15 protein-coding genes are annotated in these 16,008 nt (G+C 38.0%); 3 read left to right on the top strand and 12 right to left on the bottom strand.

The window, feature by feature from the left end; genetic code table 11:
- Positions 1 to 15: 15 nt before the first annotated feature.
- Together ACQKEZ_RS18035 and yneA are read right to left on the bottom strand one after the other, a co-directional pair.
- Positions 16 to 663, bottom strand: coding sequence for a YneB family resolvase-like protein (locus ACQKEZ_RS18035; RefSeq protein ID WP_427303162.1), 648 nt, complete (start codon positions 661 to 663; stop codon positions 16 to 18).
- Positions 664 to 680: 17 nt separating this feature from the next.
- On the bottom strand, positions 681 to 992 hold the full coding sequence (yneA, locus tag ACQKEZ_RS18030) for a cell division suppressor protein YneA (RefSeq protein ID WP_427303160.1): 312 nt from the start codon (positions 990 to 992) through the stop codon (positions 681 to 683).
- Between the two features lie 156 nt (positions 993 to 1,148).
- Here yneA and lexA point away from each other — a divergent pair, with 156 nt between their 5' ends.
- The gene (gene lexA / locus ACQKEZ_RS18025) at positions 1,149 to 1,769 is read left to right on the top strand and encodes a transcriptional repressor LexA (protein ID WP_427303158.1); all 621 of its coding nucleotides are present in this window, start codon (positions 1,149 to 1,151) and stop codon (positions 1,767 to 1,769) included.
- Positions 1,770 to 2,078: 309 nt separating this feature from the next.
- On the opposite strand, the gene ACQKEZ_RS18020 is transcribed toward lexA, so the two are convergent.
- Entirely contained in the window at positions 2,079 to 2,456 is a 378-nt protein-coding gene (locus ACQKEZ_RS18020; RefSeq protein ID WP_427303156.1) for an STAS/SEC14 domain-containing protein, read from the bottom strand.
- 131 nt (positions 2,457 to 2,587) lie between these two features.
- A complete protein-coding gene (locus ACQKEZ_RS18015; protein WP_427303155.1) occupies positions 2,588 to 3,025 on the bottom strand; it encodes a hypothetical protein in 438 nt (145 codons plus the stop codon).
- A gap of 288 nt (positions 3,026 to 3,313) precedes the next feature.
- Here ACQKEZ_RS18015 and ACQKEZ_RS18010 point away from each other — a divergent pair, with 288 nt between their 5' ends.
- A complete protein-coding gene (locus tag ACQKEZ_RS18010) occupies positions 3,314 to 3,859 on the top strand; it encodes an IseA DL-endopeptidase inhibitor family protein (RefSeq protein WP_427303154.1) in 546 nt (181 codons plus the stop codon).
- Positions 3,860 to 3,899: 40 nt separating this feature from the next.
- On the opposite strand, the gene ACQKEZ_RS18005 is transcribed toward ACQKEZ_RS18010, so the two are convergent.
- The 7 genes from ACQKEZ_RS18005 to ACQKEZ_RS17975 form a co-directional block, all read right to left on the bottom strand.
- Positions 3,900 to 4,748, bottom strand: a complete 849-nt coding sequence (locus tag ACQKEZ_RS18005; protein ID WP_427303152.1) for an STAS domain-containing protein — start codon at positions 4,746 to 4,748, stop codon at positions 3,900 to 3,902.
- A 173-nt stretch (positions 4,749 to 4,921) separates the two neighbouring features.
- A complete protein-coding gene (locus ACQKEZ_RS18000) occupies positions 4,922 to 5,296 on the bottom strand; it encodes a NucA/NucB deoxyribonuclease domain-containing protein (RefSeq protein ID WP_427303315.1) in 375 nt (124 codons plus the stop codon).
- A 249-nt stretch (positions 5,297 to 5,545) separates the two neighbouring features.
- Positions 5,546 to 7,627, bottom strand: coding sequence for a glycosyltransferase family 39 protein (locus tag ACQKEZ_RS17995; RefSeq protein ID WP_427303313.1), 2,082 nt, complete (start codon positions 7,625 to 7,627; stop codon positions 5,546 to 5,548).
- A gap of 182 nt (positions 7,628 to 7,809) precedes the next feature.
- Positions 7,810 to 10,956, bottom strand: coding sequence for a bifunctional cytochrome P450/NADPH--P450 reductase (locus ACQKEZ_RS17990; protein WP_427303150.1), 3,147 nt, complete (start codon positions 10,954 to 10,956; stop codon positions 7,810 to 7,812).
- A gap of 28 nt (positions 10,957 to 10,984) precedes the next feature.
- Positions 10,985 to 11,557, bottom strand: coding sequence for a TetR/AcrR family transcriptional regulator (locus ACQKEZ_RS17985; protein ID WP_427303148.1), 573 nt, complete (start codon positions 11,555 to 11,557; stop codon positions 10,985 to 10,987).
- 238 nt (positions 11,558 to 11,795) lie between these two features.
- Positions 11,796 to 12,506 carry a DUF421 domain-containing protein gene (locus tag ACQKEZ_RS17980; RefSeq protein ID WP_427303146.1) on the bottom strand — a complete coding sequence of 237 codons (711 nt, stop codon included), beginning with the start codon at positions 12,504 to 12,506 and terminating at the stop codon, positions 11,796 to 11,798.
- An 87-nt stretch (positions 12,507 to 12,593) separates the two neighbouring features.
- On the bottom strand, positions 12,594 to 14,792 hold the full coding sequence (locus tag ACQKEZ_RS17975; RefSeq protein WP_427303145.1) for an RNA ligase: 2,199 nt from the start codon (positions 14,790 to 14,792) through the stop codon (positions 12,594 to 12,596).
- A gap of 108 nt (positions 14,793 to 14,900) precedes the next feature.
- Between ACQKEZ_RS17975 and ACQKEZ_RS17970 the strand changes: the two genes are divergently transcribed.
- The gene (locus ACQKEZ_RS17970) at positions 14,901 to 15,071 is read left to right on the top strand and encodes a hypothetical protein (protein ID WP_427303143.1); all 171 of its coding nucleotides are present in this window, start codon (positions 14,901 to 14,903) and stop codon (positions 15,069 to 15,071) included.
- 12 nt (positions 15,072 to 15,083) lie between these two features.
- On the opposite strand, the gene ACQKEZ_RS17965 is transcribed toward ACQKEZ_RS17970, so the two are convergent.
- Positions 15,084 to 15,977, bottom strand: coding sequence for a DMT family transporter (locus tag ACQKEZ_RS17965; protein WP_427303311.1), 894 nt, complete (start codon positions 15,975 to 15,977; stop codon positions 15,084 to 15,086).
- Positions 15,978 to 16,008 lie beyond the last annotated feature (31 nt).

The following is a 16,008-nucleotide window of genomic DNA, read 5'->3' as shown; positions in this document are numbered from 1 at the left end:
ACAACAAATCAGGCTTTAAGGAAGGAGTCCACTTTCATATTCTTGATAGCGCCTGTGAACGGTTGCTCTTGAGATATCAAAACCAAGCCCTTGAAGGGTAGCTGCAATTTCAGCAAATGTCATTTTATTTTTTCGAAGACGTACAATTTCTGAAATAGGCACTTCAATACGATCCCGTCCTTGTGCATGGTGGTGATGTTTTAAATTAAGCTCTGGCCGATACCCTCGTTCAACTGCTTTTTTCATACCACGTTTAATTTTCAGATTATGAATTTTACGCTGATACTCTTCGACCACTCCTACGATCTCTATCACCATTTCATCAGCTTCAGACAGTTCAAGCTCTCCTCTATGAAAAACACTGTATACTTTCACATTTTCTTTAAACAGGCAGTGGAGCAACGCGATTTTCGCCTTACCTCTTCCTAGACGTGTTTCATCTTGAATTAACACAGCATCAATCTCTTCTTCTTTTATTGTTGTGAGCATTTCAAAAACACCGTCACGGTCAAGATCATATCCACTTGCTCTTTCTTTAATCACTTTTATGACATTCATCTGATGAGCAACAGCTAAATTTAGTAGCTCATCTTCCTGTCTATTGAGCGAAGTTTCTTGTACTTCTTTCACTGTACTAACTCTCGCATAAATTATTGCATTCATTCAATCAATCGACCTTTCTATTGGACTGTCGCGAGTTCATATAAAGCTGGGTGCTCCTTCTTGACAGGAATCACAAGTACATCTCCTGGCTGAATATCTGTAGAAGCTAGATCATTATTCTCTGTTACCCAATCAATAAATGCATTTTTGTCAATTGATTTTCCATCATTCACTTGATCGGCAATTCCCCAAAGAGTATCACCATTTTGCACCTCTATTTTAACATATTGATTCATATCATTTTGACCTGTTAAAGCAATAAGCGAGATAAGTACACCGACGATTAACGAAAACAACCCAACGAAAATAAAAGATTCTTTTATACTCATACTAAATCTCTCCTAACAGAATGTCTGTTCGTAATATTAATTTTATTATAAATACGAACAAATGTTTCTGTCAACAGCTTTTTTCGAACCTATGTTTGTACTACAAGGAAAAACATGCTATAATTTCTTTAAAATTGACGTTTTGAGGTGCAAAAGATGACGAAGCTATCAAAAAGACAACTCGATATTCTTAGTTTCATCAAGGAAGAAGTAAGAAGTAAGGGCTATCCACCTTCTGTTCGTGAAATTGGTGAAGCTGTCGGTCTTGCATCCAGCTCTACTGTCCATGGACATTTAGCAAGACTAGAGACGAAAGGTTTGATTAGAAGAGACCCAACGAAGCCAAGAGCAATTGAAATACTTGATGATGAAAATATGAATATACCTAAAAGCACTGTGATGAATGTTCCTATCATTGGAAAAGTAACGGCTGGACTGCCGATTACTGCTATTGAAAATGTAGAGGAATACTTCCCATTGCCTGAAACGTTTGCAGCACCTGATGAACAAGTATTTATGCTAGAAATTATGGGTGAAAGTATGATTGACGCAGGCATTTTGGACAAGGACTATGTCATCGTGCGTCAGCAAAGCACTGCAAACAACGGGGATATTGTGGTGGCAATGACAGAGGAAGATGAAGCAACTGTTAAACGTTTCTATAAAGAAGAAACACATTTTAGACTTCAACCAGAGAACCCATCTATGGAACCAATTATTTTACAGAATGTCAGTATACTAGGAAAAGTGATTGGTGTATTTAGAAATATTCATTAATAAATGACTACACGCGATATGAACTGCATCCCAATTGTTAGGCACGATCGAACAATTGGCAGTGCGGTTTTTTTGTGTCTAAAATTACTTTAAATACCAACAAATTTCATAATAGAAACAAACCCTATCTATCTCGTATTCTTGTTTTATATAATGGTGAAATCATTATGAGAACTAATATTGTCACCCGCATTTGCACACAAAACTTCGAATAAAATGGCGCTTTAAGCTTGTATAAAAGTGAACTGTGTCACAACAATATTCTAACCAAAAACCAGTTGATCTCGATCAACTGGTTCTATAAGTGTTTTATCTTGGATATTCGTTCAACCAAATGATGGCTTGTTCATAATTATCAAAAAATTGTACAGATTCTTTTGTGTTAGATTGTTGTAAATAATCCATTATCTCTCCTTTTTCAAGAAGAAACGCTATTGCCTTACTGTGATTCAAAATAGTTTCATTAAAGAATTTATCTTTCCATGTTTTTTGGACTGAAAAATGATCTGGTTCGTATCCTTTTCTATCAACCAACAACTTGTATTTCCTGCCCTCAGCAATGAATTGCTGACAAACCCGCTCGAAGTGATTAAACCATTCAATCACATCATCTGTTTTAATCTTTCCTATTAGATGGGTTACAATTAAATCCTCTGAAACTGTTGTGCTGATATTCTGTTTCCTCAACTTAGAATCATCTCCCTAAGTGACAATTATGCGCAAAAAAATCCTTAAAATCAATATGGATACATTTTTACGCAATATAGATAAAAGCCGGTATTTCATCATATCTGATGAAAGCCGGCTTTTATTTCGTTCTAAGAACAAGAATATGCAAGAATACTAGAACTTGGGAAGGAACCAAATGTGAAGTTAGGCCAAATAAAACCAGTTGTCCGCCCAAAAGGCTGTGATGACAACACATACATTAAAAATACTTGACCATTCCTCAGAAAAACGATTGTCCAGCGTCTATTACATCCAGCTGCGAATTGAACTGTTTGTTGGCCTCCGCCCTGATGAGCTGCAAATTGTTGCGCTCCTTGTGGCTGTGTCAATGCCTGCTGATACTGTGAAATAATCTGTTGGCCAGGTGCTGGCGGCAGCGATTGCCCTCCTGCACCTGGAGTTGTGCCTCCTCCACCGATTGGAAAAGTAGGAAGTCCTCCTCCCTGTGGAGTTGGCAGTGACTGCCATCCTGGAAACTGTCTACTATATTGGTATCCATCCCACGACATTTCATACGGATAATACATATTTAGCACCACTTTCTGATACATTCATCACGACATTATATGAACCGAAAGCAAAAAAGTTCTGAACAAAATAAAGAAATCGTTCTGAAAGACGTTTAGTTCTTCTTTAGAAAGGTTAAAGATAACTAGAAAATAAAATAAAAAATGAAAACTTTTATCCTTCCTCAAACGTTATATAAGTAGATGACAAGAAATAAAAAACATTTATATTTAACACTTGTAATCTAACTGTAATTATTGTAACATTTGTAACATAAGAAGTTTTCATTAAAAAAGGAGGCAATCGCCTTGAAAAAAATATTTGTTCTTTTAACAGCAGTTATTCTGATGATTTCTTTACAAACAACTACATTAGCCGCTTCCAAGAAACCAGTAACCTTAACAAATAAAGAAGCGTTACATATCGCACTTAATGCAAGAGAACACTTTTGGAGTGCAATGTCTGGTTATAAAATCAATGACAAACATCCAGAATACACATTAAAAACGTTCAATTATAAAAACATGCAGTATAACTACTTATCAAAAACGTTTAACACGAAGAAAAAATTGAACAGCTACTTAGCTGAAGTTTTCACAAAAAAAGCAATTAACAATGGATTAACAGAATATAACTTTATTGTTCATAAAGGACAAATGGCTGTTCCAGTTGGCGACGGTGACAACATGTTAAATTGGGATAAAGCTACACCTAAGATTGTTTCTAAAAAAGCCAGCATTCGCACATACGAATTTACAGTGCCAACACTCGATGGACGAAAAGTCAAACGAACTGTTACTTATGAAAAAGTCCAAAACAAGTGGAAAATCACAAAAATTGACGCTGTCATCTAACACGCAAAAAAACAGGTTCCTATTAAAAAGAGACCTGTTTTTATTTTGCTGAAAACTCGATCATACGCTCTATTGCCTGCGCTAAAGATGAAGCGGTATTAAATTCATTAAATGGGAGACCTAACTGTACAGCCGTCTGCGCAATTTCTGGTCTAATCCCTGAAATCGTTGTATCTACCCCAATTAAACGAAGTGATGTCACAAGATCAAATATCTGATGGGCTACCATCGTATCAATAATGACGACACCAGATAAATCAATACATAAATGTTGAACACCCTTTTGAGAGCATTGCTTTAATGTATTTTCTAAAATGGTTATTGCTCTTGCTGTGTCAATGTCACCAACTAATGGCAATAAAGCAATATTACTTTTTAACACAATGACTGGAGAGCTAAGTTCGTAGATCAAATCCCGCTGGGCCATCAGTTTTTCTGTCGTGTTTTTGACATATTGCTGTATAAAGACATGGATAGAGATATTATAAGCTTCAGCAATTAAGTCGTACCAATAAAAAATTCGGTCAATGTCAATATCACCTTGTCGTTGTGTGATGAATTTTTTTAGGTAACTAAGTACCACTCTTTGATTTGACATATATTCTCGAATCACATAGTCAAGCGGAGTATTTAAATGTTTTGGATCATTCGCTAAATTTTCTGACCATTGTTTAAATTCACTGTGCAAATAGGTTTTATCTTCAATTAGCGCACGGATAAAATGCTGATAAAAATCTTGATTTTGGTGTTTTAATTCAGACACTACGGTCGGGTCTGTCGATCGATAAACTGATTCAGGATCATCATCCTCAATTGATTCATACCATTTCTCCGTTAGCTCCGTAGCATGATCAATTAAAAATTGATATAATTCACGATTCTTATCCATAGGCTCTTTCCCCTTCAATTTCAATTGTCTTCACTTTTTTCTATTGATCAATATCTGATAAGTCTATTTTACTCGTTCTTTGATTGTACCACTGAATCTTTTTCGCATGCTATATCAAATAGGCTTAAACAAGACATAAAAAAGACTCTCACTAACCCTTCTTTGAATTCTCGTTATCTCACAATAAACAATACTCGCTTTCCATCAGGGTAGCCGCTTATCTGATGGGAAACCCATGAGCCTGCTCCCCTATTATCAGATGGTGTCACATACCTGACACTTGCTCCTTTTCCACCTTCCAAGCAAACAGCCATCGGCCACTCATCTCGATCATACCCAGGTTTTGTAGGAATCCCCTTTAATGATTCCTTTCTTCGGGCATCTGCCCCATCTCGATCAATTGTACACACATCAGAGTGACCTTGACTGATCGCATCTTGAATGTGAGCACCAGTTTCAGGATAGCGTTGCTTCGGAAAATAAACGACATCATCAAATCGATCAGCTCCTTTGACCTGATGAATAGGCCCCCATCCCAAAACGAACATACCAAATAAGACCACACAACAAAGTACAACTGTGACCAACCGACTTTTCATCACATTCACAGGTACTTGAACCTCCTTCGCTCATTTCAATGAACCGAAGCAGTCTGTTTAAAAGACCAGATCCAGTCTCTTCAATGTATGTACCTGTTTTTTGCAAGATGCTATTGAACGTGAAAAATAGCCGTAAACAAAGGGCACTTTATATTGATCAATCCAAAAGAAAAGCTACCCTAGCTTTTCTCGGGTAGCTTAATCATTTAAGCTCACTTCATATAACGTCCCACTTTGTGAGCCCATATTAGGCATTTGTGTGCTAGTGTTGTTAGATGAAGTAGTGCTGTATTGTTCAGATGAAATTTCTGTTCCGTTCTTTTGAATCCACTCAACTAGTTCAGTGTTTCCTGAATTGTGACCAGATAGAAGAAAGTATTTCACTTTTCCTTCTTTTATCAGTTCCTTAAGTTCACTAACTGTCAAAATGGGGTCCGTTCCATTAAATCCTCCAAGTGCCATGACATTTTCATCAGCATCAATGATATATGGTGCCGCTGTAACTGTTGTTAAGGTTGCAAATAAGTATTCTTCACCTGTATTGTTCTTTCTTAAATAAGAGAGAAGTCCTTCATCTGTGGAAGAAGTAAACATGTTTCCTCCTTGCGAGGATGCTAGTTGAGCTCCTGCCTCTGGAAGTACACTGTTCCCCCCATAAATCATCGGAGTTGCCGACCAAAAGCCTGGTGTTAAAAGTAAGACAGTAAAAGCAATGGCTGGTAGGCGTTTCTGGATGGCGTTCTTCCCTCTCATGACAATCAGTGCGACGGCAAGCCCAATACCAACAATTGCGATAACATACATCCAAAGGCTACCGATTTGAGAAGTATAACCACTTAAGATATATGCTTGGAAAAGGGCTGTCACAGTGATTGCACTTGGCAACAGATAAGCCGTCGAAGTTATATTCTGTTTGAATAGTTCATTCATTTTATACCAGCCAATTCCACACAGAGCTGCTATCGGCGGAGCAAGCATAATGAGATAATAATGATGGAAAAATCCTGCAATGCTAAAGAATCCTGCAACTGGTACAAGCCACGCTGTCCATAAAAGGGTTTCTTTCATTTCGTCTGATTGACGTTTGCGATCCTTCCACCAGCTAATGATCATGCCAAGTAGTCCAAATAATGCAAATGGGAGCATCCAGCTAATTTGTCCTGACAAGGCTGACTGGAACAATCTAAAGACACCTGGATCGCCTGTACCATACATATTCATGGTTTGGCTTCCGCCTCCAGTACCACCCGGCCCACCTTGCATTCCGTTTTGACCTTGACCGCTACCTCCTTGCTGTGGCGGCGTTCCCATGCCTCCACCATCATTCGTATTCGCCCCGCCATTGTCTTGATTTGGTGGTTGCGGCATTTGATTTCCATTCTGCTGGCCATTGGTTGTATTTGAAGAGGGCATATTTACAGTTGCATCATTTGTTTCTGAGCCACTTGGCATCATTCCAGCGCCTCCACCATTCATTTCGCCAAAGGCTTTTCCTGTTGTTTGACCAAGTAAACGTTCGGTGCCATTGTAACCAAAGGCTAACTCTAAAACAGAGTTTGTCTGACTGCTACCAACATAAGGGCGATTGCTAGCAGATGTATAATCAACAAAGAGCGCCCATGACAATGATAAACTCATTAACACAACAACTGAAAGCATGAGTGAGAGTAATTTCTTCTTAAGAGAAACACGTGCTGCTATGAGATAAAAGAGTAGAAATGCAGGAAGTACCATAAATGCTTGAAGCATCTTCATATTGAAGCCAATACCTACAAGGGCAAATGCTAATAAAAGCAAGATTATCTTTCCTTTTTTAACAGCTCGTATTAAACAATATGTGCCGAGAAGTAGTGTGAAAACGAGCATACTATCCATATTATTTGTTCTGCTGACAGCGGAAGCAATAGGTGTTAATGCCATCACTAGTGCTGCTACTCGTGCAGCACCTTTATCGAATGTCGGTTTAATCATTCGATAGAGTAACCAAACAGATCCAACTCCAGCTAATGCTTGTGGAAGAATGACACTCCACGTATGTACCCCAAATATAAGTGCACTGATTGTCTGAATCCAGAGGACGACTGGTGGTTTATCGACTGTTACAAACCCAGAGGCATCAAATGAGGCAAAGAAAAAATTATGGAAGCTTTTTGTCATACTTTTTACAGCTGCTAAATAATATTGATTGGCACTGTCATCTTGCCAAATTTGATACGTATAGAGAATAGCTGCCCCTAATAAAATTGCGATCAATATGAGGTCAATTTGTCTCTTTTTCATCATTATCTCTTCTTTCATTTCTGGATGTGTTTAGCTTAAACAACAATTATGAACAAGATATGAATGAAAAAAGAAGGTTTCCGGAAATTTATACGATCAAATGCGTCTTTTACAGAAAAAAAGCTTGTCTCCATTTTTAGGAAACAAGCTGAAACTGCCTTGAAAGACAGATTTTCTTTCATTTAACTCCAGACATCTTTTACGTATCTGTTTTCACTCATAAGTGATGTGAGCCATTCATTGGCTTCCCTTTTGGTGCACTTCGTGTGCATCTGATAAATATCCATTAATGTATTCTCAACATCTGGCGCCATGGCTTTTCCATCTCCACAAATATAAATATGAGCACCATTTTCAAGTAATCCAAAAATTAGTGTGCTGTCATCCTTGATTAAATCTTGTACATAGGTCTTTTGATCTTGATAACGCGAATATGCCTTGTGAATGGTCACAAGATCATTCTGCTCAGCTTGTTGCATTTCTTTGTGATAAAGATCATCTTCATTTGGATGGCGACATCCAAAATATAAATGTGCTTCTCCTAGTACTTTCCCTTGCTTTTTATCTTGTTCTCTTGCTTGGATAAAGCCCCTGAAAGGTGCAATTCCAGTACCTGGTCCAACCATAATGATTGGTGTTTCTGTTGATTTTGGTAAATGGAAGCCTGATTGCGCTGAGTGAAGGAAGCAAGCAACTTCTTCACCTTCGCATAGGCCATTTAAATAATTCGAAGCGACTCCTGCATATTCTCCGTTGCCACTCCATGCCTCGCCTTTTACAACAGCCACAGTTATACTCACTATCTGTTGATTTACCTTTGGTGAGCTTGAAATAGAGTAATAGCGAGGCTTCAAGCCCGGAAGTAGTGATAAAAAGCGCTCAAATGATAACTCACATGCTTCATATCGTTCGAGTAAATCAAGCATTGTCACTCGTTTGTTTAGCACCTCTTCTTGATACCGTTCACCTCCCATCTGTTCAAGCTCAATGCGGTGTGGCGGGCAAACTGTATATTGTGCCATCTCTCTTAGCTGCGAGCGTGTGGCGGGCTCCTGTAATTCTACATGGGACGCAAGCAAATCATCTATTTGAATGGCATGCTTAAGCGGCAAATGCGTAACCGCTCTATCTGATGAAAGTCTAATTTGATGCACTGGATTCAGCTTGAATCGTTTGATCACTCGATTCACCAATTTTTCACTGTTTTTGGGCACAATGCCAAGATGATCCCCTTCTTGATAACTGACACCTTGAGGTAGTTTCAGCTCAATATGACGCGTATGACGTTTACTTATTTCAGATTGTAGCTCTTCATTTTTCAATACGAAGGCCGTAAATGCACTGTAGGCTTTCGCAACTGGTCTTTCAATTAATTCGTTTGTATATTCCATTTGCAGGCTCGGTTTTGAAGACCTTTCCTCGTGTAAGGTCAGGTGAAATTGGTTTGCCAATTCTTGAAAGATGATTTGCTGAAACTGTTCTTTCACTTCTTCTATATCTCCACCTGCATCACCCTCACCGATTTCAATCAACCGCATAGCTCCTTTTTTTTCAAGGCCTTCGTCAATGAGACGCGGAATACGCTGATACGTACTTGCCCAATTTCGATCTCCACATCCAAATACTGCGTATCGAACATTCGATAAGTCCGCTTCACGATCACGTTCTATCCACTCTACAAATTGTTTTGCATTATCTGGTGGTAATCCATTATAGGATGAGGTAATGATCAGAACAGCTCCTTCATTTGGAAGTTGGTTCACATACCCATCAAGCGGCGCAACGATGACGTCAAACCCTTTCGCTTTCCCATCATCTGCTAACTCATTTGCCATTTGCTGAGCTGTTCCCATATTAGAGCCATATAACACAAAAAGTGGCGTGCCGTGGCTTGGTATTGTTGTTTGTTTCACTGAAGAACGTTCGTCTTCTTTTGGCTCTCTTGGAAGCGTCATAAAAAACTGCTGCTTTCTTGGCCGAACTTTGATTTTAAAGTCATCTGGTTTAATGGTAAGTGATTCTTTAATATTCAGTTCATATGATGTATGGTCAATTAATTCAAAGTGATGCAATACCATCGCAAGAACAATCGTTGCTTCATGTAGAGCAAACTGCATACCAATGCAAGCGCGCTGTCCGTTACCGAATGGTTTATACGCATGGTTTGGAATGTTTTCTGGGTGCATAAAACGGTCAGGTTTAAATTCTTCTGCATCCTCTCCCCAAACAGCCTGATCTCGGTGTAGCTTTGGAATTAAGACGGTCACACTTTGATTTTTAGCAATCGGGTATTTTCCCCCTATGACTGTATCCTCTTTTGCATAAACAGAAATAACTGGTGCTGTTGGCCATAATCTAAGGGCTTCATTTAAAATCATACGGATGTAGGTTAATTTTTGTACTTGCTTAAAGGTTGGTAGTTCTCCTTTTAACACTTCATCGGCTTCTGCTACAGCTTTTTTCAATTTGTCTGGATGCTTGAGTAAAAAATAAATAGCAAAAGATAAAAGCCCACTTGTGGTTTCGTGTCCTGCAATTAAGAAAGTGATAATTTGATAGCGAATATTTTCATCTGACAGCCGCTCACCTGTTTCTGGGTCTTTCGCATGAAGCATGAGTGATAATAAATCTTCGCCTATTTCATCTTTCTTTTTTCGTTCCTGAATGATGTCATCGACTAAATCTTTCATAAAATCGACATTTTGCTGGAACTCCCTTTTGCTTTTGACCATCATTTTATCGGCAATAGGCAGACGACTTGACTGGTTCATCGCTTCACTTAGCCCATTGACCATGCTCTCGACAAATGGGTGCTGATTTTCTTTATAAAAACTGTTAAAACGAAAATCAAAACCACATAAACCAATCGTATCTAAAGTGAGCTTAGTCATATCTTCTGCCACTTCAATTTCCTCATCATGATTGAGCCTTTGCCACTTTTGAATTAATTGCATCGCAATATCAAGCATCATATTATGATAGCCTTTCATTGCTTTTTGACTAAAGGCAGGCATTAAAATTTGGTGTGCTTTTTTCCAGTTTGGTTCATCAGTCCAGCTTGTAAATAACCCATCTCCAGCAAAGGCCCTTACTTTATTTAAACTGATCCCAATATATTTATCGAACCGGCTCTCGTCACACACCTCTTTGACAAGCTCGTGATTGGATACGAAGATACTTGTCTGTCCAGTAAATTCAAATTGAAATATTGGTCCTAGCTCATCGGCTAATCGCCAAAATGTTTGAGACAGTTCACCTTTTTTTAAGATAGGTAAATTTTTTAACGGACCATATGTTTTGGGTTTTGGGATAATTGATGCTTGTTTCATGTTTCCACTCCCTTTTCATCGCTCATCATTAAACGCTGATGGCACGCCATAGACAATGTTCAATATCTTCTATGAATTCAAGCGTTGGTTCTTTTTCGTCTGACTGTATTTGTTTATGAAGCTGCACAAATGCACCAAATACAATAGATAGAATGGTTTTTCCTGACAGGTTCGGATGAATGCCGTCCTTTTTCCCTTGCTCAAAGATCATCAAAAGGTTATCTAGAAGTGACTGCATTTTCACCTTACTTTCCTCATCCAAAAAATGCGAGCGCTTATCAATTTCCAGAAAATATAATCCATATGGGTTTTCCTTTGTAAATCTGACAAGACAATAAAAAATATGTCGGAAAAACCCTCTTATATCCGTTTGTGGATCTGGGCAACCTGTTTCTATTTTGTTGATAAATGACGCTAAACTCTTCTGATATAAAATATTGACTAGCGCCTCTTTGCTTTCAAAGTACCGATATATTGTACCTGCACCGACATTCGCTTTTTTAGCAATCATCGGCATCGTTGCTCCATCAAAGCCCCTTTCAATAAATAATTCAAGAGAAGCCTGCATGATCTGCTCTTTTTTTTCAATGGTGGCTGTCATAAAGCCCTCCTCTCCTGTCATCAATCTACGGAATGAATATTCATTCCGTTTACGGTAACACTATATTAATATTTTTAATTCTTCCTCTTTATACTTAATCATAGTTATTTTTATTCGTCATCACATTTTCTGAAAATAATAATAATTGAGAAGGTATACCTATTTTCGTCCTTATACAAAGGGCTTATAAAGAATGTCATTTATGTGTCACAAGATGTCTTGTGAACTATTGCCTTCACTATTCTTGATCGATCGGCGATTCAATCTGATCATTATATGTATCTATATATAAGCTGCCGTTACTTGCACGAACCGCATAAACAACTTCTTGTAGTGTTAGTTGTCTCTGTTGAAGCTGCTTTTGTATCCACTCTTCAGTCAGGTTGTTTTCTTGTAGATTTTTCTGAATGAGCTTTCCATCCATAATCACTTCAATAGGCATATAGTGCTCAGCTTGTTTAAACAGATTTAAGTCCTTTCTTGTGACGGCTTCATATGAAGGATACTTTTTTAATGACATAGAACCATCCGTTTCAACAATCGCAAATTCCACTTCAGTAATATCGAAAACGTCTTTTTCCCTCAGCTGTTGGTTTAAATAATCGAGTGTGTATCTCATTCTTTTCATATTGTGTTCAAGTATTTTCCCGTTTTGAATAACAAGGGTCGGCTTCCCTGCCATAAATCCTCTAATCTTTCTGCTTCTTAAAGCAACAATTGAAATCATATAAATTATCAAAACAAGACAGACAAAGGCAATACCAGTATGATGAACAGGAATATCTGTATTAAAGGAAACGTTTGCCGCAATGGCACCGAGACTAATAGAAGCAATAAAATCAAAAATATTCATTTGTGCAATCGTTTGTTTTCCTAAAAGACGAGCTCCGGCAAATAAAATGGCAAAAGCAAGGAACGTGCGCAGGATTACTTCAACATGATCAGGCATACGTGTCTCCCCTCTTTATCAATCACATAAAAAACAGCCATTTCCATTTGGAAAGGCTGTTTTTATCCTGTGCAATTCGACCATATTTTATTCGTGTATAGCGGATTCTCTCTCTACAAAACGGCGACGAAGCTCGATGATTGAGCTTCTTCCCACTTCGTCCGGATCTTGATTCAGTAGCCATGTATAAAAACGCGCATGTTCTGCTGTTTGAAGTGCCTGAATGTATTTTTGTGGGGATCGCTTCTGAGCGACTCGCTGTTTAATTCCACGCATTTGCTTCCAAAATTGATAATATGGTAGCTTTAGTTTTGTCATGAACCCGTGATCATCTTCAATCACAAAACCTTCTTCTTTAATGGTTTCATCTGTTGATACTGAGTGGTACCACTTATAAAATAAAGTCCAATCGTTAAATACAGCAATTTCTTTTTTACACAAAATATCTAATTGCTCACTCAACCTTTTGACTTCACTGTACGGTAACTTTTCATACTTTAGTTGACGCTTGACAATATCAAGAAGGATGAGATGATCATGGTCATAATCAATGATGTGAGGATCTTTTTCCGGTAAAATGACTTCAAATACAAGCGAAACCTGATGTTTATGCAAATAGTTTTTTAAATAATCGACCTGTACATCATCAAATGTTTGATAAAAAAGTGTTTCAACCCATGATGCATGTTGATTTTGTTTCACATGCGATGTATAAGACTTCGATGTGAAAATCAATTCATCTTCCATATCATTGAAACCGACCGTTCCTAAATAACCATTCGCTTTATCATAAACAGTAACAGGGAACTGAAGGTGATTGACCAAATGCTGCATTCTTGTCTCTGGACGTTCATCAATATTGAAGAATTTATTATAGCTCCTCGAGACAATTTCCTTTGACACCATATTCACAAAAAGACCCCGTGCTTTGACATTTACATCATCCCACTGTCGCTCACTAAACGCTTTTTTCGTAAAATTAAAGGATGAAATATGATTCGGCAGCTTTAATTCCTGCACATATTCGTGCTGATCCAAATGATTTAAGAAATCATCAAGTGATATGTCCGGTGCGATAGAGGGCGCTTGATTCTTTGTCGATGGCTTAAATACATGGTTTTCAATTTCATGCGTATTTATCCCCTGATCAGTAAGTGAAACAACTCTTAATTTCCCTCCAAATTCGACCTGTCCCTCTAAATTATAAGAACGTTCTGCCGCTTTTATTGGAAGCCTGTATAAATTTCTATGCCCATGAATTTGAATGACATCTTGTCCTTTTGTGTTTTGATCAAACAAGTGATCTATATCGTCTGAGTATTCACCTACGCCATGAATGAGCTGCTGTGTTGAGATGTGCAAAAGCTCCTTTGGTAAGTGAGAAAGTCCACCGTGCGTAATAAGAAACGTTTGACCATGGTACGTAAAATAGGCAAGCTGATGAAAGGTTCTTACAAACTTTCTTACTTCTTTTAAATCAATCTGTGCCTCTTCAATTTGTGGAGCTGTGTGACGATTAAACATGTTACTTCTCACTTCATCGCCATGGGCAAATTTATATAAATGTTGATCATGATTCCCCTCTATGACAATCACATTTGGACAGTCTTTATGGGCTAACATCCATTCCAGAACCTTTACATTTTCAATTCCTCTATCAAGTAAGTCACCTGTGAATATATACAGTTCATCTTCTTTTATATCACCTTGCATATATGTCATGAATGCTGTATAACACCCATGAATGTCTCCAAATAGATGAATTGCTTCATATTGATCATAAGATCTAGGCTTATAGGTCATCACATGTTGATATTCCTCTGGGCTTAACACAGTCACCCAAGAAGGTACTTTCTCGCTTTTTAACCGTTCACTCATTTGATACAGCACTTTTTCTGGGACTATCTTGTGAGGTTCTCTTGAACGATTTTGCAGAAGTGCAGTTTCAAGCGGTACACTTGTAAAATCTACCACAAACACTCTGTAGCGATATGTGGTTGCTAGTGATTTATATTGAGAAATAGACTTACTCGTTACATGCGTTGCATCAATAACAGTGAAGTCCCCTCGCTCCATTCTTGCTTTAAGTAAATCGAATAGTAATGACCAAACTTTGTGATCATGTTTGCTTGTAATTTCAAGCTTTCCATTTACCGTTAACTGTGGAGGTTGTCTGAGAAGTCGGATTTGGTCTGCTGATAATGTATACGGATCTAATTTTTGCTCTTTTATCCACGTCGATTTCCCAACGCCTGGGAGACCTCGTAGAAGGACTAAAGTTCTCATAATGGTTCCCCTTTAACTTATGATATTTTTACTATTATAGATAAAAATAGCCTTTATAACAATGTTTTCTTTAATATGGTAATATATAAGTGGAGGAGGTCGGTATACATGGTGAATTTCGGTGATATCATTTTTCAAATTATCTCTTTTTTAGGTCTAGCTTTCATCATTAGTGTCATTGTCATCACATTTCGATCAATTAGAAAAAAACAAGCTGACGTGAAAAAAATAGAGGATAGATTGAACAATGTGATTGAAAAAAATCATCTGCATGAGTAAGAAAATCCGGTTTTAGCCGGATTTTTTTGTTTTGATGACACGACCTTGTCTTTGCTGCATCAAAAAGAAGAAGACGCCCGCAAGAACTAGTAGTCCACCCATTATTTGCAATGTCGTCACCTGCTCATGTAGCAGCAATACAGCTAAAATTGTGGCCCCGACAGGTTCACCGAGAATACTCATTGATATTGTTGTGGCATTTACATAGGTTAATAGCCAATTATTGATTACATGAGACATGGTTGGAATAATGGCAAGTAGCAAAAAAATAAGCCATTCTTTCTCTGAATAACCGGCTAAGTGCGACTGCTGTAAAAGATTAAATAGGACTAAAAAAAGACCTGCAAATCCAAACACACAAAAGCTATAAATCCAATGGGAAATCTTTTTAACAGCCTGTTGCCCGATCAGCAAATAACAAACAACCGCTATCACACTTAAAAAGGACAGGACATCCCCAACAATCGCTTCTTGACTATGACCAACATCTCCCCATCCAATCATAAATGCGCCAACGATCGCTGCGCACATGGTCATGACTGCTGGTAAACTTGTCCGTTCTCGATACAGCAAATATCCCCCTAACAATGAGATGATCGGCTGAAGAGCGATAATAATGGTGGAACTTGCAACAGTTGTCAATTTAAGTGAACCAAACCAAAGTACAAAGTGAAGCCCCAGAAAAAAACCTGACATGCACAGGAACATCCAGTCTTTCAAAGCGATTTGTTGAAATTCTTTTTTTCGCTTCAATACAAACGGTAACATCAATATAGACGCAAATACCATCCTGTACATGCTTAAAATAGACGCTGGTGCTTCTGACCACTTGACGATGATGGCAGAAAAAGAAATCGCAATAATTGAAATCACGAGTGGAAATACGATAGATTTTTTCGTGGTGATTATTTCTCGTTCCATTAAACAGCATCCTTTA

Source organism: Bacillus sp. NPDC077027 (assembly GCF_050269555.1).
Taxonomy (GTDB): Bacteria; Bacillota; Bacilli; order Bacillales; family Bacillaceae; genus Bacillus.
The sequence above is the reverse complement of the archived record's forward strand: the minus strand, read 5'-3'. Positions and strand labels throughout refer to the sequence as shown.